Consider the following 22787-nt stretch of genomic DNA (forward strand, 5'->3'; position numbering starts at 1 on the left):
TTGGTCTTACTTCCAATCCTGCACCCTCCAAATGTCCGTGATCCAATCTTCGTAGAAGGCGGGTTCGTGGGACACCAGCAGCACGGTGCCGGGGTAGGCGGCCAGTGCCTTCTGCAGGGACTCCTTCGCGCGGACATCCAAATGGTTCGTCGGCTCATCCAGCACGAGCAGATTGCTCCGGCTGAGCATCAGCTCCGCGAGCCGCACCTTGGCCTGTTCCCCGCCGCTCAGCGTCCGCAGGGGCTTGCGGATATGCTCTGCGCTCAGACCGGCCATGGCCAGCGTGCGGCGGATCTCCTTCTCCGTCAAATCCGGACGCAAGGACCAGACGTACTGCAGCGGTGTGTCCGAAGAGGGCGTGTCTTCCTGCTGATAATAGGCGGTCCGGACCGTGTTCTGAACGGTGACGGCGCCGCCCAGCGCGTTGATGCCGCCGAGCAGGGTCTTCAGCAGCGTGGACTTGCCGGTGCCGTTCTCCCCGATGATGGCGATTTTGTCGCCGACCTTGACGGTGAGGTTCAGCGGCCGGAACAGCGGCACCCCGTACCCGGCCTGAAGCCGTCTGGCCTCGATCAGCACCGAGCCGCTGAGATTTCCTTCCGCCCGGAACTCAAAACGGGGCGCCGTGCCCTCTCCGGGCTTCTCGACCCGCTCGATACGGCTCAGCATTTTCTCGCGGCTCTTGGCCTGCTTCGCCTTGCGGACCCGGTTGATGTTAATAAAGGATTCCAGCCGTTCGATCTCCCGGGTCTGCCGCTCATAGACGGCTTGCTGCTGCTTCTGGGTGAGCGCGTATTGCTTCTGAAACGCGGCATAGCTGCCTGTGTAGCGTTTCAAGGTCTGATGGGCCAGGTGAAAAATCACGTTCGTGATTTCGTTCAGGAAATGCTCGTCATGCGACACAACGATAAAGGCGTGCGGGTACTTTTTCAAGTAGCCGGTCAGCCACTCGATATGCACCGCGTCCAGATAGTTGGTCGGTTCGTCGAGCAGCAGCACATCGGGCTCCTCCAGCAGCAGCTTGGCAAGCAGCAGCTTTGTCTTCTGGCCGCCGCTTAAGCGGCTTACGTCGGTGTCCAGGCCGATCTCGGCCAGACCCAGCCCACGGGCCACGTCCTCAACTTTAGCGGAAATGGTGTAGAAGCCGGCCTGCTCCAGGCCATCCTGCAGTTCGCCGTAGCGCCTGAGCATTGCGTCAAGGTTGTCTCCTGCGTCACCGAATCGGGCCGCGATTTCATTCATTTCGCATTCCATGTCAAACAAGTGCTGAAAGGCCCGCTCCAGATACCGCAGGACCGTCATCCCTTCCTGCAGCGAGATGTGCTGCTCCAGGAAGCCGGCCCGGACGCGCGGCGACCACTCGATCCGCCCTTCCTCCGGCAGCAGGCTTCCGGTCAGCAGGCGGAACAGCGTCGACTTGCCGGCGCCGTTCATGCCGACCAGTCCGGCATGCTCGCCCGGCAGCAGGCGAAATTCAATGTGGCGAAACGTGATTTGATCTCCGTACATATGCGTAAGATTCGTGACATTTAATATGCTCATGATTCTCTCTCCTTAGGTTTCATTGAATACGTTCGAATGAAGCCATCAGGAGGACAGCGAAATGATGTGAATATCCGGTTGTATACTAAGATACCCCAGCCAATTGGGTCCGTTCCCCCGGTGTTTCAGGTGCTTTACGGGGCCGCCCAAATATGCAAAAAAAGCGGGTGAGGTGAACACACCTTACCCGCTTAACGTTCAAAAGCTGGAAAAGATGTGGAAATCATATCGACTGTTCTCGAGATGGCTAAAAAAGGGCAGACTTCTCCCGTATCAAGCCAAATCTCTTCTAAGAACAGTAGACAAAATTTCCATGACCTTCCCACCTCATTCAAGTTTATCGTTACGCCACACAGTATAAGGGAGGCTTCCTGCAGTTGTCAATCGGACACCAGCCGGGGAATGCTTAGCTCTCCAACCCGCCGCAGGCGGTTAAGAATCCTTAACCCAGGGATATCTTTACAAGGCTGAAATGAGAATTTATAATGTCGGTGTATGTGCAGAAGTTCGAAAGGGGAATCCATAAGTGGCAGTTGTTTGCTTGTAGCCGGCAAAAGTGCAAAAATTTCGTGATTTGTTCACGGGATACGTATGCCCTTTTGACCTAATACAAGGAACTTCTCGCATCGTATTTTTTTCGATACCGACGGAGTGCCTTATTTGAGGTACTCCGTTTTTTGGTGAATTGAGGAGGAAAACACATGCTAACGCCATTTATGGAAAACCACGAGTATAATTTGATCAAGCGCCTGGTGGGGCGCCTCGAATATAACATCAAGACCACAGCCGACCAGAAGGTAATAGCCGCCATCCGGCATACGACTTGGACGCGAGTCATTGAAATGTTCCCTGCTGCGACGGAGGAGCAGAAGCGGTTTTTCGACCGGATTCCGACGCTAAACCGTGCCGAGGAATTCCAGGCTTATTTGAGCGAGCTGGAGCAATACGTCACGGCCTTTCCGCAGGTCACGGAACAGCAGCTGAAGAAGCTTTTTCCCAAGGTTAAAAAGCTGAAGCTTCCGCCGCTGGCCGAGCTCAATTTCCGCTTCCTGACCTATATCGGCTGGACCGACATTTCAACGAATAAACTGTTCATCGTCTATAACCTGGACGGAAAAATGACAGGCATTGAGGGCCGGTTCACCCCGACGAACAAGAAGGGGGTCTGCTGCCTCTGCAATAAGCACGAAGAGGTGGCCTTCGTGACCGCGCAGACGAAAGCCAAAGGATCGGCACTGGATCATTTCGGACGGGTCGGAAATTATATGTGCATCGACAGCGCCAAGTGCAACCAGAATATTACCGATGTATTTCAACTGGAACGGTTTATGAAGGACGTCTTAAACTAACCAGGCTGGCTGTGCGAGAAATAAAGGAGCTCCCGGGTTGATCCCGGGAGAATAAACAGCGGGCAGGCCGAGGGGCCTTGCCCGTTTTCCTTTTTCTTTTAAGCTATCCGGGATGGAATCAGTGAATCAGCACAGGAGAAGGCGTCTGGATATACTCGGCGTACCGGATGCCTTCCGTCTTCAATTGCTCCTGACTGGCCCGGTTGGCATCGTACACCACGAACGGGGGAAGGAAGGTGCCGTGGCAGTGGGCAATCGTAAGGTGGATCGGTTTTAGCAGCTCGCTGATCGTAAACCAGTTCTCTCCTCCGGCCTGAAATGATTTATCCGTGCCGCCGGCGGTAGTGACGACGATGAATTCTTTGCCCTTTAAATGCTCCCCTCCGGGGCCGTAAGCCCAGCCGGGAGTCAGTACATCGTCAAACCATTTTTTTAGGAGGGGCGGTGAGCTGTACCAATAAAAAGGGAACTGGAGAACAATCCGGTCGTAAGCAAGCAGCAGCTGCTTCTCCCGGTCCGCATCGATCTGCCAATCAGGATACTCCTGATACAGATCGCGGACGTGGATATCGGTATGCTTCGGCAGCGCTTCGAGCAGCGCACGATTGGCTTTGGATCGGCTCAGATCAGGGTGGGATACGATGACCATCGTTTTCATTTCAAATCATCCTTTCGGGTGGAGTGCGTTATGAATGATGCACCCCCAGTATTGTTCATGACCGCCGCTTTGAAAAGTACGCATTTTAAACATACTAAGTCCTGTATACCGTACTATTGATCAGGACAGCGTACTGCCGGGTAGTACGAAAAACCATACTATGTACGATTCAGAAGAGTACTGTCACGATTCGGCGTACTCTGGTACAATGGCAGCAAAGACGGCACTGCCGCTTCGGCTGGAAAGGGGAGGGCTAGCGAGATGAGTAAGGACCACGGGACGGGAAACACGGGAGGAATCATCACGACGCTGCAGGCGATCGGAGGCAAGTGGAAGCCGCTCATTTTGTTTATATTGCTGCACCAGGGGACGAAACGGTTCGGGGAGCTGCGCAGGCAGCTTCCCCATATTACACAGGGCATGCTGACCAACCAATTGCGTGAGCTTGAGCAAGATGGATTGATTCACCGGAAGGTATATCAGGAGGTTCCTCCCAAGGTAGAATACTCCTTGACGGAACATGGGGAGTCACTGAGATCCGTGCTCCACGATATGTGCAGCTGGGGTTATGAGCATATGGATTTCAAGGTAAATGCCGCCAAGGAGGAAACCGCCTCCGAAGCGGACGGAAATATGTAAGGGAGGGCCTGAGGGCCCTCCCTTACTGTATATTGGCTATCATTCTTCAAATGTCAGGTTAGACGGCTCGTCCCGAAGCTCGTAGACGATCTCCAGATTCGTGGTAGGTACGCTCTCGTCGACCTCTTCAAACCGGAAGCTGTCCACCCATGCCTGCCCCGGTCCCATCAGCAGCACGCGGAGCGAGATTGTCGCGGCATTGTCCGGGACATCAAGCACGATGGCGTAGTGGTTCCAATGCGTATCGCCCACAATTCGGCGGTTGTTCATATTGTCAAACCGGAGCACGTCCTCGGCCTGATTATCGACCCGCATCCACAGTCCGCAGAACTCGGTTACTCCTTCCGTCCGGACGAAGCCGGAGAAGCGCATTCTACGTTTCAGGTACCGATCGGCTTTAAATTGCTGCATCATGGTGGCGAACACGTTCGGGCCTGCTGGTGTGACGGCTTTCAAATAACCCGAGGCATTCCCTTGATGAACGTTGTGGCGGTCCAGTCCGATTTCATATTGATGCGGGTGGCTGCCGCTCAGCACCCAGCCCTTCACCATTGATTCCTCGATCATGTTCTTTTCTCCTCCTTGGGCGGCATGGGCCTGAGCATGAAGGCTGAACATCTTCCGGTTATCGCCCTGGCGGCATGCCGTACATCTTTTTAAAGGCGCGGGTAAACGCCTCCTGGCTCTCAAAATGGCACTGCAGCGAAATGCCGATGATCGGCTCCTCCGAGTACAGAAGCATTCGCGAGGCGAGACACAGCCGGCGGCTGCGCGAATATTCGGCGATGCTCAGCCCGGTCTCCCTTCTAAACAACCGGTGAAAATGGAATGGTGAGAATCCGGCCTCCGCCGCGATCTGCTCGAGTGTCAGCGGTTCGTGAAGCTGTTCCTCCATGAACCGGATGCTGTGTTGAATCCGACTTGAATACACCAGTGTGCCCCTCCTTTGATATCAGCATAGCAGACGGGAGGGGGTGCGTTTTGACCGTTCTTGCTAACATGCGAAAAAGCCCGAGATAGGCAGGCTGCCGTGCGGGCTGGAACAAAGGGAGGCGTTTGGAATCGGATGGTGCGAACGGGAACGTTGCGGGGCGGTTTCCATGTTGTGAAGGAATTAGATCATTGAGGGCCGTCGCGCGCCACTTGTTCAACGAAGACACGCCACGGCAGGTCACTAGCTAGGCTTCGGTGTTAGAGCTCGGATAGCTTGAAGTGGACTTCCCGGTTGGGGCAATCCGCTGCGGCGAATTCCAGCAGGCGGCGGCTTTCGTCGGCCAATGCCTCCTGATCGGCGTCCGAGATAGGCTCAAACAGCTTGATCACGAGCTCGGCGGACTGCTTGTTCCGCTCCAGGCTCCACATGCCGCGGACGAATCCGTCCACGAGCACCGCCGCCCGGATGATGCCGTTCACCGTAAAGATGCGGCGGCGGTAGCGTTCATCCATAATCCGGGAGCGGTCGGCGAAGGAGAGAAGCATGTTATCGAATTCGCCAAGGAGACGCGGAGGTGCGGGTGTATCCTCCGCGGGCAGGGGTGCGTCCGCCAGGTCGTACAGCAGGACGCCCTTTTCATCCAGGAAGGTCCGCAGACGCGGCCCGAGCCGGCCGATGACGTCGCTCAGCCGGGTGAGTCCGGACCAGACCTGGATGTCCTTAACCGAGGCCGGCCCGAAGGCGGCCAGGTAACGCAGGACCAGCTCCTCGAATCCGGAGCTGGAGGCTGCCGCGGGCGGGCTGCCCAGCCACGCCTCCGCGGTGGTGTGCAGGGCCTGGCCGCTGGCGCCCCACAGGCCCCTTGGAGGCACCTGCACGAGCGGCACGAGCGTGCGCACCGTGTTTGCTAGCGCGGCCGGGCTGCGGTCCGGCCAGCGCTCCTGCAGGAGGGCGCCGAGCTCGCCATAGGCAAGCGGCGCCTCCTCCACAAGAGCCCGGCCGGCTGCGGCGACCGCGCCGGTATCCAGGCCGGCGAGCTCCTTGCCGTAGCTTCCCTTCAAGCCGCGGTCCAACGCGGGCTGAAGGACGGGGCGCAGCGCCAGGGCGTCCCCGGCCGCCACGAGGTGGATCGTCGAGCGCATCATTACGATGCGCACAGCCTGGCGCGTTTCGATCAGCCGGGACAGCTCCTCGTGCCGGAAGCCGGCCAGCCGGGCCCACAGGCCGTAATACGGCGGGATCGGGGCTTGGGCCTGCATGCCGGCCAGATGCCGCAGCGCGTCAAGCACCGGCATCTCTGCCCGGCGCAGGAGAAGCTGGCGGTCGAGCAGTGCCCGGTTCAAGGCCCGGCGGCTGAGCACCTGGGGAACATTTTTCGCAAAAAGGGATGTATCGGTTGGCTTAGGCATCGGCTCGGTCACGACTGCACCGCCTCCTTAAGGTTCATGATCTATACGTTCTTATATCCTCAGTATAGCCAACAACGCTGACAACAATATGTCAGGGTTTGGAGCGCGCCGATCATAGGAATTTGTGATCGTCGCCGTTGCGTTCGCCTTGGGTTTTCGGGGCAGAAGATAATACGCGGAGCATGGCGGAAATCCATAACAAATCCGAATCATACAGAACCCTCCATGGGATGCGCCGATTCAATAAAGTGCTTCATGATGGATCCCAGTTATTGACAACAGGCCCGTGGTAGTTTTACAATGATTCCAAACGGAATGTTAGTGTACACTAACATCACCCGGATGACTACTCCAAAGGATGTTGGCACAATGACGGAATCAACGACAAACCGGGACAGGTTGATGCTGACCGCAATTGACTTGATGGCTGAGAAGGGATATCAGGGAGTATCCACGAAGGAAATTGCCGCAGCCGCGGGGGTGAGCGAGATGACGCTGTTCCGCCAATTCGGCACCAAGCTGCAGCTGCTGGAACAGGCGATCGGCTGTTTTCATTATGCGGGCGAGATGGAGAAACTGTTTTCCACCCGGCTGACATGGAGCTTGCGTGAAGATCTGCTGCAGATAACCCGTGCCTACCATGACATCATGAATCGGAACCGGAAGCTGGTTCTGGTCATGCTGCGGAGCGCGGAGCTGTCCGATCTGCGCGACCGGGCCCAGGATCATCCGCGGCAGCTGCAGCAGCTGCTGACGGCGTACTTCCAGGAAATGCACCGGCAGGGGAAGGTGAAGGCCATAGATTCCGAGGCGCAGGCTATGACGTTTATGTGGATGAATTACGGTGCCTTCATTTCCCGTCTACACAACGCGGATTTGATTACAGCTGTGTCCCATGAGCAGTTCCTGCAGACGAGCATCGAATTGTTTGTCGATGCCCTGACTCCGATGAACGAACGAATTACAGACCGGTAGAGAATTGGATGGGTGGTGGAGCTGGATGCTCGATTCGGCCGGGACAGGCCAAAGCAACCATTTTTACATTACGAGGAGCGGTGACAATGAGCAAATCAACAAGCAAGCTGGCGGTACCCATTGCGAATGATGCAGCGAAGCCCGTAGGTTTAACTGCCGCTGCCGGGTTTCAGGTCGGCGTCCGGAGAACGTTTCCGGTATCTCGGGAGGCAGCGTGGTCGCTGCTGACTTCCCCGGAGGGTATGATGGTATGGCTCGGGGAACTCCCGGTGCTTGAATTCAAGCCGGGAACGGCGTATACGTCCAAGGAAGGAAACCACGGCGAGATTCGGGTGGTCAATCCCGGGGAACAAATCCGCTTGACCTGGCAGCGGCCCGGCTGGATCCATCCTTCCACGGTCCAGATCCGCTTGCTGGAGGCCAAGACCGGAACGACGATCAGCTTCCATCAGGAGAAGCTGGCGGATATCCAGCAGCGTGAGCAGATGAAGGCATATTGGGAGGAGGCGGCGGACCATATCCGGGAGCAGCTGGCTGCTGGCGAATCGCAAGCATGAGCCATGAATCATAGTCCGCCGCTTAAAAGGGAGCGGCAGGGCTGGTAAGACGACTGGGAGAGTTGATTTCCTCCTCCGCTGCGGTCTACTATAACTTCAGGAGGAGGTGTGCTGATGGCTGAGCTGAAGGCAGTATACAATGAGCAGTTTTTACGCGGATTCGGGGCAAAGGTTCATACCGCCCACGCTGCGTTTGATACAGATAAGTTTATTGGTGACGTTATGGACGACACATGGGAGGAGCTTGAGCTGAAGGCCCGCATGCGGCGGATCAGCGAAACGCTTGGAGTCCATTTGCCCGCCCGATATGAAGAGGCGCTGGAGGTGCTCTTCGCGATCGACGAGCACTGTGCGGGGTTTCCGTACTTGTTCTTTCCCGATTTCGTGGAAGTGTTCGGGCAGGCGCCGGAGCACTGGGACCTTTCAATGAAGGCGCTCGAGCGCTTCACGTCCAAATCGTCGGCGGAGTTTGCCGTCAGGCCCTTTCTGCTGCGGGATCCGGAGCGGATGATGCGCCAGATGGCGGCTTGGGCGCAGCATCCGGACGAGCATGTGCGGCGTCTTGCCAGCGAAGGCAGCCGGCCGCGGCTGCCGTGGGGACAGGCACTGCCGATGTTCAAAAAGGATCCGGCGCCGGTGCTGCCCGTGCTGGAACTCTTGAAGCAGGACCCGTCGCTTTATGTCCGGAAGAGCGTCGCCAACAACCTGAACGACATCGCGAAGGATCATCCGGACACGGTGCTGGAAATTGCCCGGCGATGGAAGGGCACCCATCCGCATACCGACTGGATTATCCGTCATGGATGCCGGACCTTGATCAAGAAGTCCCACCCGGAAGCGATGGCGCTGTTCGGATACGCGGAGTCTTCGGCGGAGGAGCCGCTGGCGTCCGCCGCTTCGCTGACGGTAGAGCCGTCCGAAGTAGCAGTCGGAGGCAGCACAGAGCTTCACTACGAGATCCGCGTGCGGGATGGGCAGCCGGTCCATATCCGGGTGGAATACGGGATCGACTTTGTCAAAGCCCGCGGCAAAATATCGCGCAAAGCGTTTTTGCTGTCGGATAAGACCGTACCCGGAGGCTCCCGCCTGTCGGGGACGCGAACCCATTCTTGGGCCGATCTGACGACGCGCCGCCATTATCCGGGCGAGCACCAGATCGTGCTGCTGGTCAACGGCCGGGAGGCGGCTTCCGCCAGCCTTACGCTTACGGGCAGCGGCGGGGAGCAGCACGCATAGGCGAAGCATGCGCCGAAAAAGCAAACAGGAGTGCCCGAGCGGTCATTGGACCTGCAGGGGACTCCTGTTTTTCGATATCGGCGTGCTTTATTCTAAGCAGGGAACGCTTTGGATCAATGCTGCCGCTGGTTTGAAATAAGCTGCTTCTCGTGCTGAAGCAGCCAGCTTTTACGCGTCAGTCCGCCGCCGTAACCGCCTAGGTCGCCGCTTGCATTGATGACGCGGTGACAGGGGATGACGAGGGCGAGCGGATTGGCGCCGTTGGCCTGGGCCACGGCCCGGAAGGCCATTGGTTTGCCTAGAGCCCCGGCCAGCCCGGAGTAGGAACGGGTCTCGCCCGGCGGTATTTGCACCAGCTGCGCCCAGACCGACTTCTGGAACGGGGAGCCGATCAAATGCAGCGGTGTGGTGAATACGGACAGACTCCCGTCAAAATAAGCCGTCAGCTCCTGCTCGATGGACCGTATGGGAGCGGTGGCGCCCGGGATGATCGCCGATTTCGTCCGCTGTCGCAGCCGTTCCACTTCGCGCTCGAGGCCCCGCCGGTCCACAAACTCCAGCAGGTACAGCGCCTTCTCGTCGGCAATCGCGACCATCGGGCCGAGGCGTGTATCGATCCACGCCGCGCGCAGGATGCGGCTGTCTGCGGATTTCGCCGGCGCCGCCCCCATAATGCGGGAGAAGGCGTCCCGGAATCCGCTTCCGGATTCATATCCGCTCGACAGCTGGGCGTCGATCACCGCCTGGCCGGACCGGATCTGCTTGAATGCCAGCCCCATCCGGCGGGCGCGGGCATATTCCACAAAGGTCATGCCGAACCGTTTTTTGAACTGCCTCCGCGCCGTCGAGGCGTCGATGTCGAGGTCATCAAAGTCCTGTTCCTTCCACCTTTTTTCCGGATAGGTCTCGACGGCTTCAACCAGCTTCTGAACGACCGTCGAGACGTGATTCGGAGGGGACAGCGGGCGGCAGCGCTGGCAGGGCCGGAAGGACGCGAGCAGCGCCTCCTGCGCGGTCTCGTAAAACTCACAGTTTTCAAATTTGGGCTTTCTGGCCGGGCACGTCGGGCGGCAGAACACTCCCGTCGTTTTGACCCCGACATAGAAAATCCCCTCGTACTCCGATTTTTTATCGAGCAGCGCCTGATAATACTCCACTTTATGTTCAGCCGTAATCATGACCGGCCTCCTCTTTTTTAGCATGCTTTTTTCTTATTATAGTCCAGCCCCGCGGATTCCCGCCGCCGAAAATCGGGCACTGATTTTTAAAAAGTTTGTTCTTTATCAACAGGATGCGATAATTGCGCAGCCAGATGCCTATCCCGTGGCAAAACTCCTGCCGCATCCCTTGTTTTAACAAAAAAAATTTGGGACAATAATAGACAGATTGCCTGCCGGATCTGGTAAAGTAGAGATACATAGAATGAACTAAAGAAATGAATGTTATAGGGCAAACTTTAGTTCAATCTAGATAACGTGCATTTTAAAGCTTTTGAAAAGAGGAAAAACGATGAATAAACCATCCATCTATGGATTAACGTTCGATCAGCTGTCTGCATGGCTGCTTGAATATGGACATAAACCATTCCGCGCCTCTCAGGTGTGGGACTATCTATATGTGCAACGGGTCACCGATTTTGCCGACATGACGAATGCCAATCCGGACTGTGTGAAGCTGCTTGCGGAGCACTATGTCATCCAGACGCTCGAAGAGCATGTGAAGCAGGAGTCGGCCGACGGGACGGTTAAATTCTTGTTCCGATTGCAGGACGGCAACCTGATCGAAACGGTGCTGATGCGCCATAAGTTCGGCCTTTCCGTCTGCGTGACAACCCAGGTCGGCTGCAACATCGGCTGCAGCTTCTGCGCGAGCGGACTGCTGAAGAAAAGCCGGGACCTGTCGGCAGGGGAAGTTGTGGAGCAGCTCATGAAGGTGCAGCTGTTCCTGGACCAGAACAAGCCGGGCGACCTGGTCAGCCATATTGTGGTGATGGGCATCGGGGAGCCGTTTGATAATTTCGAGAACATGGTCGACTTCATCAATGTGGTGAAGGACCGCAAAGGGCTGGCGATTGCCGGACGCCATATTACCGTATCGACCAGCGGGCTGGCTCCGAAAATTATGGAATTTGCCGACCGCGATTTGAAGGTGAATCTGGCGATTTCGCTGCATGCACCGAACAATGAGCTGAGAACCCGGATTATGAAGATTAACAAGGCTTATCCGATTGAGGAGGTCTTGGGGGCCATGGATTACTATCTGGCCAAAACGAAGCGCAGAGTGACGCTCGAGTACATTTTGCTCAAGGACGTCAATGACGGCAGGGAACACGCGGCTGAATTGGCGGAGCTGATCGGTGACCGCAGACAGCTGGTCAACGTCAACCTGATCCCGTACAACCCGGTCGATGAGCACAGCCAATATCAGAGAAGCGCGCAGGAGTCGATCCTGGCTTTCTATGACACGCTCAAAAAGAACCAGGTCAGCGTCAGCGTCCGGCTGGAGCATGGAACCGACATCGATGCGGCCTGCGGACAACTGCGCAGCAAGCAAATCCGCAAGGAAAACGGCAGAGGTGCGAGCCAGGCCAGTGCGGTAAACGGTTGAGGCCGAAAACATGAATAAACACGAAAAAGCCTGCAAATCTGCAGGCTTTTGTCATGTCCAAGGGCATCTTAGGCGGAACAGCCCTATCCTCAATCGGTTAGCCAGCCACAGCCACGATAAATACGACCCATCCCGCCAAAAAGGCCAACCCGCCGATCGGCGTAATCGCCCCCAGCTTGCGGATGCCGGTCACGCTCAGCGCGTACAGGCTCCCCGAGAATAATAGAATTCCCGCAAACAGCAGCCATCCTGCAAGTTGGATGGTGCCTGAATGTGCGGCGGATGGGGCAAAGAGACCCATCAGCAGCAGGCCAAGACCGTGAGCCAAATGATATTGGACTCCCGTCTGATAGGTTTTCTGCCGGTTGTCATCGAGTCTATCCTTCAGGGCGTGCGCCCCGAATGCGCCGATGGCCACGGCCAGAAACATCATGATTCCGCCCAGAATGAGCAGCGTATTCACATCCATCACCTCTAAGCGTCATCATACGTTCTGGCGCGGCGGCCGTCAACGGCTTGGATTCGGTCTGTTTTCTTAATAATACCGGCGGATACGGTGACTCCGTCTTTGCTTCTTCACAAACTTGTTCATGCCGCTCGCCCCGGGACCGCCGCCGACCGAGTCCTGCTGTCTGGTGCAAGGGCTGTCGATGGTGGAGTTCGTACCGCTCGTGCTGTGTGTGCCGGAGCCGCTGGCAATTTGAGTGGCGGCAGCTTCTTCGCTTCCCTCCGGGATTTGAACCCGCTGGTGATTAAGAACGAAGATGGCTTCCTTCTTCCGGCGGCGCGAGCGTCTCCGCTTCCCACGGCAGCTGTGAGTGGACTCGCGGAGGAAGCTGATGTTATCGGCGGTTCCTCCGGCGCCGACGCTGACCTGCTGGTCCGTATTCGGGGATCCGATGGCCGCGTTGCTTCCCGACGCGCTGCTGTGGCCTGCACCGCTGGCAATCTGCGTCGTATTCGGGGCGTTTGTGAACTGATCGTTAATGACAAACACGAACTTATCGAACCTGCGGAGCGGAACTTTGGTCGTCAGCCGTTTTTCACCTCGGACGATGCTGACGATGAGCTTGCCCTGTGACCGTGGACGAGAGTGCCTCTTCCGTCGTCCTGCCATATGCCGGCGGGCATAACCGCAGCCGTGGCTTTTAAGATACCTCCTCATATCAACCATCCTTTGTCTGTGGTATGGTTCATCCTAGTGATGTTTGCCGGATTTTGTGAGGGACAACTGTCTTGGAGGGGCAAAAAATAGGGCGTTTTACGCCTGGTAGGTGATTAATGATCCTTTCGGTGATAAAATATAGCAAAACCGTCCGGTAATAGAGAACGGCCCTGCCGGAAGATCGATAGCTGAACAGTTCCCGCGTAAAGGCCCAGCCTGCCGGGGGCATCAAAGACACTTGTAAACGCTTTAATCATAAACCGTAGATTGCCTTAGCCTAAAGTGCAGGCAGTCCTACAGGAGAGGATGGGAATGCAATGCAGGTGAATCAAGTTCGCGAGTTGGCTGTAAAACTGAAAGAGAATATCGGGAGAGTCATTGTCGGCAAAGAGGAAGAAGTGGAGCTGCTGCTGACGGCCTTGCTGGCGTCGGGACATGTGCTGCTGGAGGATGTACCGGGGACCGGTAAAACGCTGCTTGCCAAAAGTCTGGCGGCGTCCCTGTCGCTCAGCTTTCAACGGATCCAGTTTACCCCGGATCTGCTGCCGTCGGATTTGACGGGCATCCATTTCTACAACCAGAAGGACGGCGAATTTCAGTTTCGCCCGGGTCCGCTGTTCTCGCGGATCGTGCTTGCGGATGAAATTAACCGGGCCACACCCAGAACCCAGTCCAGCCTCCTGGAGTGTATGGAGGAGCGGCAGGTCAGCATTGATGGGCAGACGATGGCGCTGGAGCGGCCGTTTATGGTGCTGGCCACCCAGAACCCGGTCGATAACCAGGGCACGTTTCCGCTGCCCGAAGCCCAGATGGACCGCTTTATGATCCGCATGAAGCTGGGGTATCCATCCGCAGCGGAAGGGAAGGAGATTCTGAAGCGGACGCAGGGACCGGCCGGGCTAACCGCAGAGCGGGCCGAGCGCACGGCAACGGCCGACGAGGTGCTGGAAGCCCAGCAGCTGTGTGCGCAGGTGAACGTGAGCGAGGACTTGATGGGATACATCGTTTCTCTGGCCGAAGCGACCCGTGTCCATGCGGAAGTGGCTCTTGGCATCAGCCCCCGCGGAACCCAGGCGCTGCTGCGCGCGGCGCAGGCTTATGCTGCGCTGAATGGACGGGAGTACGTACTTCCCGATGACATTAAGCATCTGCTGGTGCCGGTCTGCGCTCACAGACTGGTGCTCAAGAAGCGCTACGGCGGGCAGCAGGAGGCCGCCCGGCGCATTCTGCTTGAGGTGCTGGATCATATCGCAGTTCCCAGCGAAGCGGGACTGGAAAGCGGCGTGAGATAATGGCGATGCTGTGGCTGCTTCTGGCCTGCGGCGGGGTGTTGGTGCTGCAGGGCCTGATCCTGGGCAGGGGATCGCTGCGGAAACTGACGTACGAGCGCCATTTCAGCACGGAAACCTGTTACGTGGGGGACCGGATTGAAATGGTCGAGGTGATCGAAAACGGCAAAATGTTTCCGGTGCCCTGGCTGCGCCTGGAAGCGATGCTTCCCTCGTCCCTGATGTTTAAGCGCAGCCGGGAAACCTCTATCAGCGAGGGGAATATTTATCAGAATCATACGAGCTTATTTATGCTTCGTCCCCGGACCCGGATTACCCGGACGCATCAAATCCAGTGTACCCGCCGGGGGATCTACCGGATGGACTCGGCCACGATGACCGGCGGGGACCTGTTTGCGGTCTACACCCCGTCACGGCAAATTACGCTCAGCAAACGGCTCGTCGTCTACCCGGAGCTGCTGGGCGATGATCAGCTGCCGTCCTCTTGGAAGACTTGGCAGGGGGAGCTAGCGGTGCGGCGCTGGGTCGTTGAGGATCCGTTTCTCATCACCGGAATCCGGGAATACGCCGCGGGAGACCCGATGAACCGGATCCACTGGAAAGCCACCGCCAGAACGGGGGAGCTTCAGGTGCACAAGCACGGCTATACCGCCGATCCGCGGGTCATGATCTGCCTGAACATCGAGGTGTCCGAGCAGATGTGGAACGTGGTGACCCGGCCGGAGACGGTCGAAGATGCGCTGTCTTACGCAGCCACCTGTGCGGCTTCGCTGATCCACCAGGGCATGGCCGCCGGCTTCACCCATAATGCCTCGGTCAATCCGGAGAGCCAGGCTATGCTCCGGCTCGACCCGGATTACGGCATGGCCCATCTGGAGAATGTGCTGGAGTCGATGGCCGGTGTGGATATGAAGACGCGGATGTCATTCCACGAGCTGCTGCGCCTGGAAGCGGAGCGCGAGCAGGAAGAGAGGGTCGATTATTTGCTCATAACGGCCCATCTGTCTGAAGCGGTCCGGGAGAGCATCCACGGACTCGAGAACAAAGGCCACCGCGTATCGGTTGCGGAATGGCCGGATGCGAGGGAGGCGGCGGTATGATACGTCAGCAAGCGCAAGCCCGTTACCGGGGAGCCGGGGAAGCATTGTACTTCTCGCTGCTCGAGTCCGCTTCGCTGTACCCCGTGGCCGTGCTGCTTGCGGCATATGTGCTGCCGCTCCATCCGCTGCTCATCTGGCTGCTCGCGGGAGCCGTACATGCGGCAGGCGTACTGGCCGGGCGGGAGCAGTCCCGCAGCCGGGGCGGCCGCCTGTGGACGCCCATCCTGCTGGCGGCCGCGGTCCTGCTGCCCCTGGCCGTGTTCGGCCTGCGGCTCGCCGCGGCGCTGGCCGCTTTGGCCCTGCTGGCGGCTGCGATCCGCGGGCTGATTGCCGGGCGCAAGCAGTGGTGGAAGACAGCGGTGCAGCGGCTGCCGCTGATCGGCCTTGGCGCATCGCTTGTGCTGTACATTACGGCCGGCCAGGTCGGCGCCCTTCATCCGCACCGCACGTCGCTGTACGTGATGGCCATGATCACGCTGTTCGCCCTCCTGCTGCGCATGAACGGCGAGCGGGTCCGGGACGCCTCGCACGCCGAGCAGGCCGACCGCCAGCTGTTCGGCCGGATCCTGACGGCAAACCGCTCAATGACGTGGATCGTCATTGTCGTCATCGCCCTGCTCAGCGGATGGAAGGGCCTTAGTTCGATCTTCCTGTTCCTGCGGGACGGCCTCCGGTCTCTCCTTCAAGGATTGGGAGGAGACGGACAGTCTGTGGAACAGCCCCCGCAAGCACCGGCCGATCCGATGATGCCCGATCTGTCCGGAATGGATCAGGGTCCTGTGCAGCACCCGATGTGGCTGAAAGTCATAGGCTATGTCGTTCTGGGCATTCTTTGCCTGGCCGCGCTTGTGTTGCTGGGGATGCTGCTGTATAAGCTGTTCCGGCGCTGGCTTCCGGAGCGCATCCGAAGCTGGGTCCGGCGCCTCGCTTACCGGCTCGGACTGCTGCGGCAGATCCGGCGGATTTCCGAGGAGACGGCGGACTTCGTGGATGAGGTCGAGCGAATCGACCGCGTTGCCGCCAAGCCCCGCCGATTCCGCCGCTTCCGCAAGGAACAGGATATCAGCGGCAGCGACCCGCGTCAGGCTTATGAGAGCCTGATCCGCCGTGCGGTCAAGAAAGGGTACGCGTTCCGGGCGAGCCGTACTCCTGCGGAGAACGGCGCCGAGCTTACGGCGGGAGAGAGCTTAACCGGCCTGGCGCCGGAAGCGGTCCATACGCTTATCGAGCGGTACAATGCCGTGCGGTACGGCGGGAAAAAGGAGCAGTAGAAGCCCTGCTCCGGCCAACATGATACCGTTCACTTTTGGTCGTGAGGGCCCCCTCAAGGGGGCCTTTTTTGTGTTCTTTGGACATCCAATAGTTACGCCGAGGTAACTTCATTACGATAAAGTGCCTACTTACGCAAGCGAAATGGAGCAACTACAATGGGGTTGTGGTTCACGAACCAAATCGATCATAAAGGAGATATACGCACTATGGAACTTCAATTGGCACTTGATCTTGTTGATATTCCCGGAGCCAAGGAAATCGTAAACGAGGTTGCTGAATATATAGACATCGTGGAAATCGGAACGCCGATCGTCATCAATGAGGGGCTTCGGGCGGTGAAAGAACTGAAAGAAGCCTTCCCTTCCCTGCGCGTGCTGGCAGACCTGAAAATCATGGACGCCGGCGGATACGAAGTCATGAAGGCATCCGAGGCCGGAGCGAGCATTATCACCGTTCTCGGCGTGTCCGATGACTCCACCATCCGGGGAGCCGTGGATGAAGCCCGGAAGCAAAACACAAAAGTCATGGTCGATATGATCAATGTGAAGGATATGGAACAGCGCGCCAAGGAAATTGACCAAATGGGCGTGGATTATATCTGCGTGCATTCAGGGTACGACCACCAGGCGGCAGGCATCAGCTCCTTTGAAGACCTGCTGACGATCAAACGCGTGGTGAACCGCGCCAAAACGGCCATTGCCGGCGGGATCAAGCTGAGTACGCTGCCTCAGGTGATTGCGGCCGGCCCGGATCTGGTCATTGTGGGCGGGGGAATCACCGGTCAGGATGACAAGCGGGCTGCGGCATCGCAGATGAAGCAGCTGGTTAGTCAGGTCTAAGATGAATACGGCCGATTACGCCCTCGAAATTACGAAGGAGCTGCAGCGATCGATTACCCGCATTTCGGATGAAGAAGCGGATCGGCTCGCCGACATGATTCTCGGGGCCGGACACGTGTTTGTGGCGGGAGCCGGGAGGTCGGGCCTGATGGGCCGGGCACTGGCCATGCGTCTGATGCATCTCGGAATTCCCGCATATGTGGTAGGCGAGACGGTGACGCCGGGAATCGGCCCGGAGGACCTGCTTGTCATCGGGTCCGGGTCAGGCGAGACGCAAAGCCTGGTCACCATGGCCAGTAAAGCCAAGAAGATCGGAGCAGCGGTAGTCACCGCAACCATTCACCCGGACTCCACGCTGGGCCGGTTGTCCGATCTCCCGGTCCGTCTCCCGGGTACGCCCAAGGATCAACAAACGGCGGACAATGGAATAAAGGCGACCATTCAGCCGATGGGATCGCTGTTTGAGCAAACGCTGATCATTTTATACGATGCCGTCATTCTCCGGTTGATGGAGCAGCGGGGGCAAAGTTCCTCCCAGATGTTCGGCAGGCACGCAAACCTGGAGTAAAGCTCAACCAGAAATATCAAATCAAGCAGTTCGCATAGGAGCTATCCCAAAGGTCTCACAGACCGAGGGATGGTTCTTTTTTGCATCAAGCGAAAAAGCGAATCGTGTAGTATCCTATAAGAAGGAGGTGGCAGCGTGGCAACGGAAATCAAAGACCGTATCAATCTAAAGGAAATCAATTGCGCGAAGGAACTGACTCTTGCCGTGATCAGCGGCAAATGGAAGTTGATTATATTGTGGCATCTGGGGCTTGAGGGGACGAAGCGGTTTGGCGAGCTGAAGAAGCTGATCCCCAATGTGACCCAAAAAATGCTGACCAACCAGCTTCGGGAGCTGGAAGACGATCAGCTGATTTCGCGGAAGGTATATCCGGAGGTCCCTCCCCGGGTGGAATATTCGCTGACCGAATACGGCCGCTCGCTGATGCCGGTGCTGCGGATGATGTACGACTGGGGCAGTCATTATGGGGACCGGGTCATTTGGAAGGACGATCATTAACAGGTCTGCATTCTCTCATCGGAATGACTTTTTCACGTGCTTAAAAAATATGAATTTCAATCCCCCCGCAGGGTCCAAGGCATCTGAGTAAAAAGCCGCCGCTCTGCGGGGGTATTTTTTTGTGACATCGCCTGTAAATGGGGTAATAATTAGAAATTGATTCCAATTTTGGCTGCTGTAGCTGCTGTAAGGGAAGGATGCCGATGAAAGACCAAACGCCGACACGACGCATTGAAGCAGGCTATCTCATCCTTGTGTTTGTCATCATGATTCAGGAGCTGCTTATTTTTATCAAGGTATATGCAGATCAGGCCTATACCCCTCAGGAGCTGCTGTTCAGCCTGGGGACATTGGCTGCGCTGCTGATCGGCTTCTTTATGCCGGTCGGCGTTACGGCGGTGGCCGTCTTCTTTTATCTTGTGAGTTATTTTGTGTGGCTGAACACTTATGCACATGTGGATATCTTATCGTTCTCCTGGCTGCTGCTCGTTCCCGCCAACATGATCCTGGCCTCCGTGATTCATTCCGGGTTGATCCGGAACCGGAGGCTGATCGAGCGGCTGGAGGATTTGAAGGACATGAGCCCGCAGTTGGACCTCGATACGTCCCTCGGGAATAAGCTTTCCCTGGAGGATGCCGTCATCAAACACTCCAATCTCGCCAAACGTTATCCGCAGCGCTACGACTTCTGTATGGCGATGTTTAAAATTGAATTTTTGCCGCTCGTCCAAGAGTCGCTCGGTTCCAGGCGGTACGCCCGGCTGCTGCTCGAGCTGTCGCACACGATCCAGAAGCAGATCCGCTACGAGGATTATAAATTTTTCATCGACCAGGGACGCTTTGTGGTCTTGTATCCGATGACGAATCAGGAGCATTTGCAGCAGCTCACCGCCCGGATTAAGCAGGCCATGATGAATGTTGACGCCGTCGACCGGAGCGGGAGTCCGCTGAAGCTCGTCGTCCGCACGGGGGCGCTCGTGTTCCAGCCGGAGCAGTTCAGCAAATATGAACATATCGACGAGGTCATTGCCGCATTGGAGCGCAATACGGAGACCGATCTGATCGGTGAGTATGTATAAGGAGAAAGGAGGGGCGCCCGCATGTCGTATACCCAGTGGTTTTTTCCTGTATGTATCGGCGTCAGCATCCTTTTTGCCGCAGCGGTGCTGGTGCTGACGATCGCCACGCTGATGTTCCGGGCCAAAGTCAAGAAAAAATATGATCGGGGGAATTTCAGTGGCTGACGTGATCCTGCTCCTGTCGATCGTATCGATCTGGATCGCCGTGCTGGAGTCGATTGTCATCATGGCCGGGGCGATCCGGTTTGTGTACAGGCAGAACCGGGGGGCTCTGGTGCGCAGCGGGCAATTGGACGATTTTCCGACCGTGACGGTCATGGTCCCCGCCCACAATGAAGAGTTGGTCATTACCGCGACGGTGGAGCATATTCTGCAGCTGTACTATCCCCCGGACAAAGTCCAGATCATCGTGATCGCCGATAACTGCGCCGACCGCACCGCGGACAAGCTGAAGGCACTGAAGGCGAAAACCAGTTATAGAGACAGGGACCTGCTCATTTTGGAGAGGACCGGCACCGGCGGGAAATCCGGAGCTTTGAATGACGCGCTGAAGGAAGCCACCGGCGATTGGATCTGCGTCTATGACGCCGATGCGGCACCCGAGCGCAACGCCCTCTACTTTCTGGTCCGGAAAGCTATGGAGCAGCCTGAGCGTTACGGTGCGGTGTTCGGACGCAACAAAGCGCGCAACCGCGGGCAGAACCTGCTGTCGCAGTTCATCAACCTGGAGCTGATCACGATCCAGCGGGTGCATCATACCGGTCTGTGGGAGCTGTTCGGTCTGGGAACGATCCCCGGGACCAATTTTATCGTCAAACGCTCGCTGATGGAGGATATCGGTGGATGGGACGAGCACGCCATCACGGAAGACACGGCGGTGTCCTTCGAAATTTTGGGCCGCGGCCAGCTGATCGCGCTCGCACCGCAGGCTGAAGCCTATCAGCAGGAGCCGGAAAGGCTCGACGTTTATATGAAGCAGCGCCAGCGCTGGGCCAAGGGAAATTACAGGGTGGTCGTGGACAATATCCACCAACTGTTTAACAGGAGCAGCTGGCGGATCAAGCTGCAAGTGCTTTATTACGCCGCCAGTTATTTTTGGTTCATGGTGGCGATTATCGTTTCCGACCTCATTTTTATCGTCAATCTCGTGTACCAGATCATTGCGCTCTTTTACCCGGATATGTTATCACCGTTCCAATTCAGCAGCGACCTGTATGTGTATCTGGTCATTGCCTGGGCTCTGATGTATTACATTTATGTTCTTCAGATCAACCTGGCGCTGGCGACCGATATCGGACAGAGCAACGTCAGGAACTTCATCTTGTCCTGCGTGTCTTACTTCACGTATGCCCAGCTGTTTCTGGTCATTTCGCTGCTGGCCTTCTGGTCGATGATCGTCGATAAAGTGACGGGCAGACAGAGCAAATGGTATAAGACCAAGCGTTTCGGGTAGGCGTCTCTCACCATTGCCCAGCCGCGGCATATAATGGACCGACCGGTGCCTACAGAAAGGAGATCACGCCATGAGTTATCCCTCATACGGTGGATGGTGCCCCCATTATTACCCGCGGCCCTATTACTATTCATGGATTCGTGAATACCCGCAGATCAAGACCGATACCCTCAACCAGTCCATTCAGGGATACTATCCGCTGATGGAGGAGGGCTACAAAATTCTCAACAGGCTGTCGGACCATTCTTTTGCCGTTCAGGTGATGACAGCCGCCCAGGCCGGGAACAAGCAGGAGGTAGACCGGCTGATGAAGTCGATCAGCAGCTCGTCGAAGATCTCGTCCGAGTTTTCCCCGAGCGGAATCGGGATTACCGTCGACCCGTTAGTGGAGACCGATCCATGCTGCAAGCTGGCCATGTTTCTGAAATGGGGAAGATAAAAAAATGAACGGTATGCATATCCAATGATCAGCCATATTCTAGGGCAGCCCGAAACCTCTGCGTTCCGGGCTTATTTGACGTTCTATGCGGAGTTCCCAAACAGCCAGGCTTCTTGATTTGTGCCGTCTTCGCCAAACGGGGTGCTGTACCCCCGAGTTCCTATTGTATACTTAAGTTTAACGGAAGAACGTAACGGACAACCTGTTCGGCAATAGCACGGAATGACAGGAATTTGGCGAATGACGGGGTTATGATGACATACGAGGAGTGATCGGAACTATGGCATGGGTAGAATCGCTGCAGCGGGCAATCGATTATATGGAGGACCACCTCTACGAAGACATTACTATCGAGGAGATCGCCAGGCAGGCGCACTCGTCACCGTTTCATTTTCAGCGGACCTTTACGCTGCTGACCGATATTACGGTCGGCGACTATCTTCGGCGCAGGCGGCTGTCTCTCGCGGCGAAGGAGCTGACGGGAACGGATACCAAAATCATCGACCTTGCCTGCAAATACGGATACGACACTCCCGAGGCGTTCTCGAAGGCTTTTCGCAAGCAGCACGGCGTCACCCCGACGGAGGCGCGGAAAGGGATCGGGAAGCTGCAATTTTATAACCGCCTGGTCATCCAAGTGAGTCTGAAAGGAGCCGAACCGGTGAAATATCATATGGTGGAGAGAGAAGCGTTCCAAGTCGTTGGAGTCAAGCGGGCCTTTTCCTATGAAAATGGCCAGAACCTCGAGGGGATTCCGAAGATGTGGCAGGAGGTTCACCAGAACGGAGTCAACGATCTGTTGTTCCGCGTGAACAGCGGGCAGATCAAGGGCGCGCTCGGCGTATGCGTTGATCAAGGCGCGGTGAGATCGAAGGAGATGGACTACTGGATTGCGACGGAATGCGATCAGGAGACGCCGGAAGGCTTAGAGAAGCTGGACATTCCGGCATCCAAATGGGCCGTGTTCGAAGTGCGCGGTCCGATGCCGGACGCGATGCAGAGCGCCTGGAAGCGGATTTTCTCGGAATGGTTCCCGTCCAGCGGGTACGAATATACCGGCACTGCCGAGCTGGAGGTTTATACAGACGACGATCCTTCCAGTCCGGACCTGTATTCGGAAATTTGGATTCCGGTGAAGTAACGATCTGTACAAGCGCTGCAGCCCAAACAAGGCCGCCT

23 protein-coding genes and 1 pseudogene are annotated in these 22787 nt (G+C 56.9%); 17 read left to right on the plus strand and 7 right to left on the minus strand.

Annotated elements, in window-relative coordinates; genetic code table 11:
* Positions 1-6: 6 nt before the first annotated feature.
* Positions 7-1542, minus strand: a complete 1536-nt coding sequence (locus FHS19_RS26305) for an ABC-F family ATP-binding cassette domain-containing protein (RefSeq protein WP_183584754.1) — start codon at positions 1540-1542, stop codon at positions 7-9.
* Between the two features lie 701 nt (positions 1543-2243).
* On the opposite strand from FHS19_RS26305, the gene FHS19_RS26310 reads away from it, so the two are divergent.
* Positions 2244-2891: a FusB/FusC family EF-G-binding protein gene (locus FHS19_RS26310; RefSeq protein WP_183584755.1), complete on the plus strand. Its 648-nt coding sequence runs from the start codon at positions 2244-2246 to the stop codon at positions 2889-2891.
* A 118-nt stretch (positions 2892-3009) separates the two neighbouring features.
* Here the strand turns inward: FHS19_RS26310 and FHS19_RS26315 are convergent, their stop codons facing one another.
* On the minus strand, positions 3010-3549 hold the full coding sequence (locus tag FHS19_RS26315) for an NAD(P)H-dependent oxidoreductase (RefSeq protein WP_183584756.1): 540 nt from the start codon (positions 3547-3549) through the stop codon (positions 3010-3012).
* A gap of 261 nt (positions 3550-3810) precedes the next feature.
* Between FHS19_RS26315 and FHS19_RS26320 the strand changes: the two genes are divergently transcribed.
* Positions 3811-4188, plus strand: a complete 378-nt coding sequence (locus FHS19_RS26320) for a winged helix-turn-helix transcriptional regulator (protein WP_183584757.1) — start codon at positions 3811-3813, stop codon at positions 4186-4188.
* Positions 4189-4227: 39 nt separating this feature from the next.
* On the opposite strand, the pseudogene FHS19_RS26325 reads toward FHS19_RS26320, so the two are convergent.
* Positions 4228-5122, minus strand: a pseudogene (locus tag FHS19_RS26325) (helix-turn-helix domain-containing protein).
* A gap of 257 nt (positions 5123-5379) precedes the next feature.
* A complete protein-coding gene (locus tag FHS19_RS26330; RefSeq protein WP_312887339.1) occupies positions 5380-6543 on the minus strand; it encodes a winged helix DNA-binding domain-containing protein in 1164 nt (387 codons plus the stop codon).
* 357 nt (positions 6544-6900) lie between these two features.
* On the opposite strand from FHS19_RS26330, the gene FHS19_RS26335 reads away from it, so the two are divergent.
* The 3 genes from FHS19_RS26335 to FHS19_RS26345 all read left to right on the plus strand — a co-directional run bounded on the left by FHS19_RS26335 (position 6901) and on the right by FHS19_RS26345 (position 9299).
* Positions 6901-7506 carry a TetR/AcrR family transcriptional regulator gene (locus FHS19_RS26335; RefSeq protein ID WP_183584758.1) on the plus strand — a complete coding sequence of 202 codons (606 nt, stop codon included), beginning with the start codon at positions 6901-6903 and terminating at the stop codon, positions 7504-7506.
* An 86-nt stretch (positions 7507-7592) separates the two neighbouring features.
* The gene (locus FHS19_RS26340; protein WP_183584759.1) at positions 7593-8063 is read left to right on the plus strand and encodes an SRPBCC family protein; all 471 of its coding nucleotides are present in this window, start codon (positions 7593-7595) and stop codon (positions 8061-8063) included.
* Positions 8064-8177: 114 nt separating this feature from the next.
* A complete protein-coding gene (locus FHS19_RS26345; RefSeq protein ID WP_183584760.1) occupies positions 8178-9299 on the plus strand; it encodes a DNA alkylation repair protein in 1122 nt (373 codons plus the stop codon).
* Between the two features lie 113 nt (positions 9300-9412).
* Here the strand turns inward: FHS19_RS26345 and FHS19_RS26350 are convergent, their stop codons facing one another.
* Positions 9413-10477 (minus strand): bifunctional transcriptional activator/DNA repair enzyme AdaA, encoded by a 1065-nt coding sequence (locus FHS19_RS26350; protein ID WP_183584761.1) that lies wholly within the window; start codon positions 10475-10477, stop codon positions 9413-9415.
* 331 nt (positions 10478-10808) lie between these two features.
* Between FHS19_RS26350 and rlmN the strand changes: the two genes are divergently transcribed.
* Positions 10809-11906 (plus strand): dual-specificity RNA methyltransferase RlmN, encoded by a 1098-nt coding sequence (rlmN, locus tag FHS19_RS26355; protein WP_183584762.1) that lies wholly within the window; start codon positions 10809-10811, stop codon positions 11904-11906.
* 97 nt (positions 11907-12003) lie between these two features.
* Here rlmN and FHS19_RS26360 read toward each other — a convergent pair whose 3' ends face one another.
* Positions 12004-12369: a DUF423 domain-containing protein gene (locus FHS19_RS26360; RefSeq protein WP_183584763.1), complete on the minus strand. Its 366-nt coding sequence runs from the start codon at positions 12367-12369 to the stop codon at positions 12004-12006.
* A gap of 72 nt (positions 12370-12441) precedes the next feature.
* Complete coding sequence (locus FHS19_RS26365; RefSeq protein ID WP_246426835.1) at positions 12442-13071, minus strand: hypothetical protein; 630 nt, start codon at positions 13069-13071, stop codon at positions 12442-12444.
* A gap of 317 nt (positions 13072-13388) precedes the next feature.
* Here FHS19_RS26365 and FHS19_RS26370 point away from each other — a divergent pair, with 317 nt between their 5' ends.
* The 11 genes from FHS19_RS26370 (at position 13389) to FHS19_RS26420 (ending at position 22749) form a co-directional block, all read left to right on the plus strand.
* On the plus strand, positions 13389-14363 hold the full coding sequence (locus FHS19_RS26370) for an AAA family ATPase (protein WP_183584764.1): 975 nt from the start codon (positions 13389-13391) through the stop codon (positions 14361-14363).
* 5 nt (positions 14364-14368) lie between these two features.
* A complete protein-coding gene (locus tag FHS19_RS26375) occupies positions 14369-15460 on the plus strand; it encodes a DUF58 domain-containing protein (protein ID WP_246426836.1) in 1092 nt (363 codons plus the stop codon).
* The gene (locus FHS19_RS26380; protein ID WP_183584766.1) at positions 15457-16731 is read left to right on the plus strand and encodes a DUF4129 domain-containing protein; all 1275 of its coding nucleotides are present in this window, start codon (positions 15457-15459) and stop codon (positions 16729-16731) included. Before FHS19_RS26375 ends, FHS19_RS26380 begins: the two co-directional genes overlap by 4 nt.
* 207 nt (positions 16732-16938) lie before the next feature.
* Positions 16939-17571, plus strand: a complete 633-nt coding sequence (gene hxlA / locus FHS19_RS26385; protein WP_183584767.1) for a 3-hexulose-6-phosphate synthase — start codon at positions 16939-16941, stop codon at positions 17569-17571.
* Position 17572: 1 nt separating this feature from the next.
* Entirely contained in the window at positions 17573-18139 is a 567-nt protein-coding gene (gene hxlB, locus FHS19_RS26390) for a 6-phospho-3-hexuloisomerase (protein ID WP_183584768.1), read from the plus strand.
* 135 nt (positions 18140-18274) lie between these two features.
* Positions 18275-18637, plus strand: coding sequence for a winged helix-turn-helix transcriptional regulator (locus tag FHS19_RS26395; protein ID WP_183584769.1), 363 nt, complete (start codon positions 18275-18277; stop codon positions 18635-18637).
* A gap of 203 nt (positions 18638-18840) precedes the next feature.
* The gene (locus tag FHS19_RS26400; protein ID WP_183584770.1) at positions 18841-19716 is read left to right on the plus strand and encodes a diguanylate cyclase domain-containing protein; all 876 of its coding nucleotides are present in this window, start codon (positions 18841-18843) and stop codon (positions 19714-19716) included.
* 21 nt (positions 19717-19737) lie between these two features.
* Entirely contained in the window at positions 19738-19881 is a 144-nt protein-coding gene (locus FHS19_RS26405) for a hypothetical protein (protein ID WP_183584771.1), read from the plus strand.
* A complete protein-coding gene (locus FHS19_RS26410; RefSeq protein WP_183584772.1) occupies positions 19874-21169 on the plus strand; it encodes a glycosyltransferase family 2 protein in 1296 nt (431 codons plus the stop codon). The genes FHS19_RS26405 and FHS19_RS26410 overlap by 8 nt, the downstream gene beginning before the upstream one ends.
* 70 nt (positions 21170-21239) lie before the next feature.
* On the plus strand, positions 21240-21608 hold the full coding sequence (locus tag FHS19_RS26415; RefSeq protein ID WP_183584773.1) for a YuzC family spore coat inner layer protein: 369 nt from the start codon (positions 21240-21242) through the stop codon (positions 21606-21608).
* Between the two features lie 280 nt (positions 21609-21888).
* Positions 21889-22749 (plus strand): AraC family transcriptional regulator, encoded by an 861-nt coding sequence (locus tag FHS19_RS26420; RefSeq protein ID WP_183584774.1) that lies wholly within the window; start codon positions 21889-21891, stop codon positions 22747-22749.
* Positions 22750-22787: the final 38 nt, after the last annotated feature.

This window comes from Paenibacillus rhizosphaerae, assembly GCF_014192015.1.
Classification (GTDB): Bacteria; Bacillota; Bacilli; order Paenibacillales; family Paenibacillaceae; genus Paenibacillus_AQ; species Paenibacillus_AQ rhizosphaerae.

Coding starts and splice junctions, on each gene's coding strand:
- FHS19_RS26375 (WP_246426836.1), top strand. CDS start 14,369: ATGCTGTGGCTGCTTCTGGCCTGCGGCGGGGTGTTGGTGCTGCAGGGC.
- FHS19_RS26305 (WP_183584754.1), bottom strand. CDS start 1,542: ATGAGCATATTAAATGTCACGAATCTTACGCATATGTACGGAGATCAA.
- FHS19_RS26310 (WP_183584755.1), top strand. CDS start 2,244: ATGCTAACGCCATTTATGGAAAACCACGAGTATAATTTGATCAAGCGC.
- FHS19_RS26335 (WP_183584758.1), top strand. CDS start 6,901: ATGACGGAATCAACGACAAACCGGGACAGGTTGATGCTGACCGCAATT.
- FHS19_RS26315 (WP_183584756.1), bottom strand. CDS start 3,549: ATGAAAACGATGGTCATCGTATCCCACCCTGATCTGAGCCGATCCAAA.
- FHS19_RS26380 (WP_183584766.1), top strand. CDS start 15,457: ATGATACGTCAGCAAGCGCAAGCCCGTTACCGGGGAGCCGGGGAAGCA.
- FHS19_RS26420 (WP_183584774.1), top strand. CDS start 21,889: ATGGCATGGGTAGAATCGCTGCAGCGGGCAATCGATTATATGGAGGAC.
- FHS19_RS26350 (WP_183584761.1), bottom strand. CDS start 10,477: ATGATTACGGCTGAACATAAAGTGGAGTATTATCAGGCGCTGCTCGAT.
- hxlA (WP_183584767.1), top strand. CDS start 16,939: ATGGAACTTCAATTGGCACTTGATCTTGTTGATATTCCCGGAGCCAAG.
- FHS19_RS26400 (WP_183584770.1), top strand. CDS start 18,841: ATGAAAGACCAAACGCCGACACGACGCATTGAAGCAGGCTATCTCATC.
- FHS19_RS26415 (WP_183584773.1), top strand. CDS start 21,240: ATGAGTTATCCCTCATACGGTGGATGGTGCCCCCATTATTACCCGCGG.
- FHS19_RS26405 (WP_183584771.1), top strand. CDS start 19,738: ATGTCGTATACCCAGTGGTTTTTTCCTGTATGTATCGGCGTCAGCATC.
- FHS19_RS26340 (WP_183584759.1), top strand. CDS start 7,593: ATGAGCAAATCAACAAGCAAGCTGGCGGTACCCATTGCGAATGATGCA.
- rlmN (WP_183584762.1), top strand. CDS start 10,809: ATGAATAAACCATCCATCTATGGATTAACGTTCGATCAGCTGTCTGCA.
- FHS19_RS26365 (WP_246426835.1), bottom strand. CDS start 13,071: ATGAGGAGGTATCTTAAAAGCCACGGCTGCGGTTATGCCCGCCGGCAT.
- FHS19_RS26345 (WP_183584760.1), top strand. CDS start 8,178: ATGGCTGAGCTGAAGGCAGTATACAATGAGCAGTTTTTACGCGGATTC.
- FHS19_RS26370 (WP_183584764.1), top strand. CDS start 13,389: ATGCAGGTGAATCAAGTTCGCGAGTTGGCTGTAAAACTGAAAGAGAAT.
- FHS19_RS26320 (WP_183584757.1), top strand. CDS start 3,811: ATGAGTAAGGACCACGGGACGGGAAACACGGGAGGAATCATCACGACG.
- hxlB (WP_183584768.1), top strand. CDS start 17,573: ATGAATACGGCCGATTACGCCCTCGAAATTACGAAGGAGCTGCAGCGA.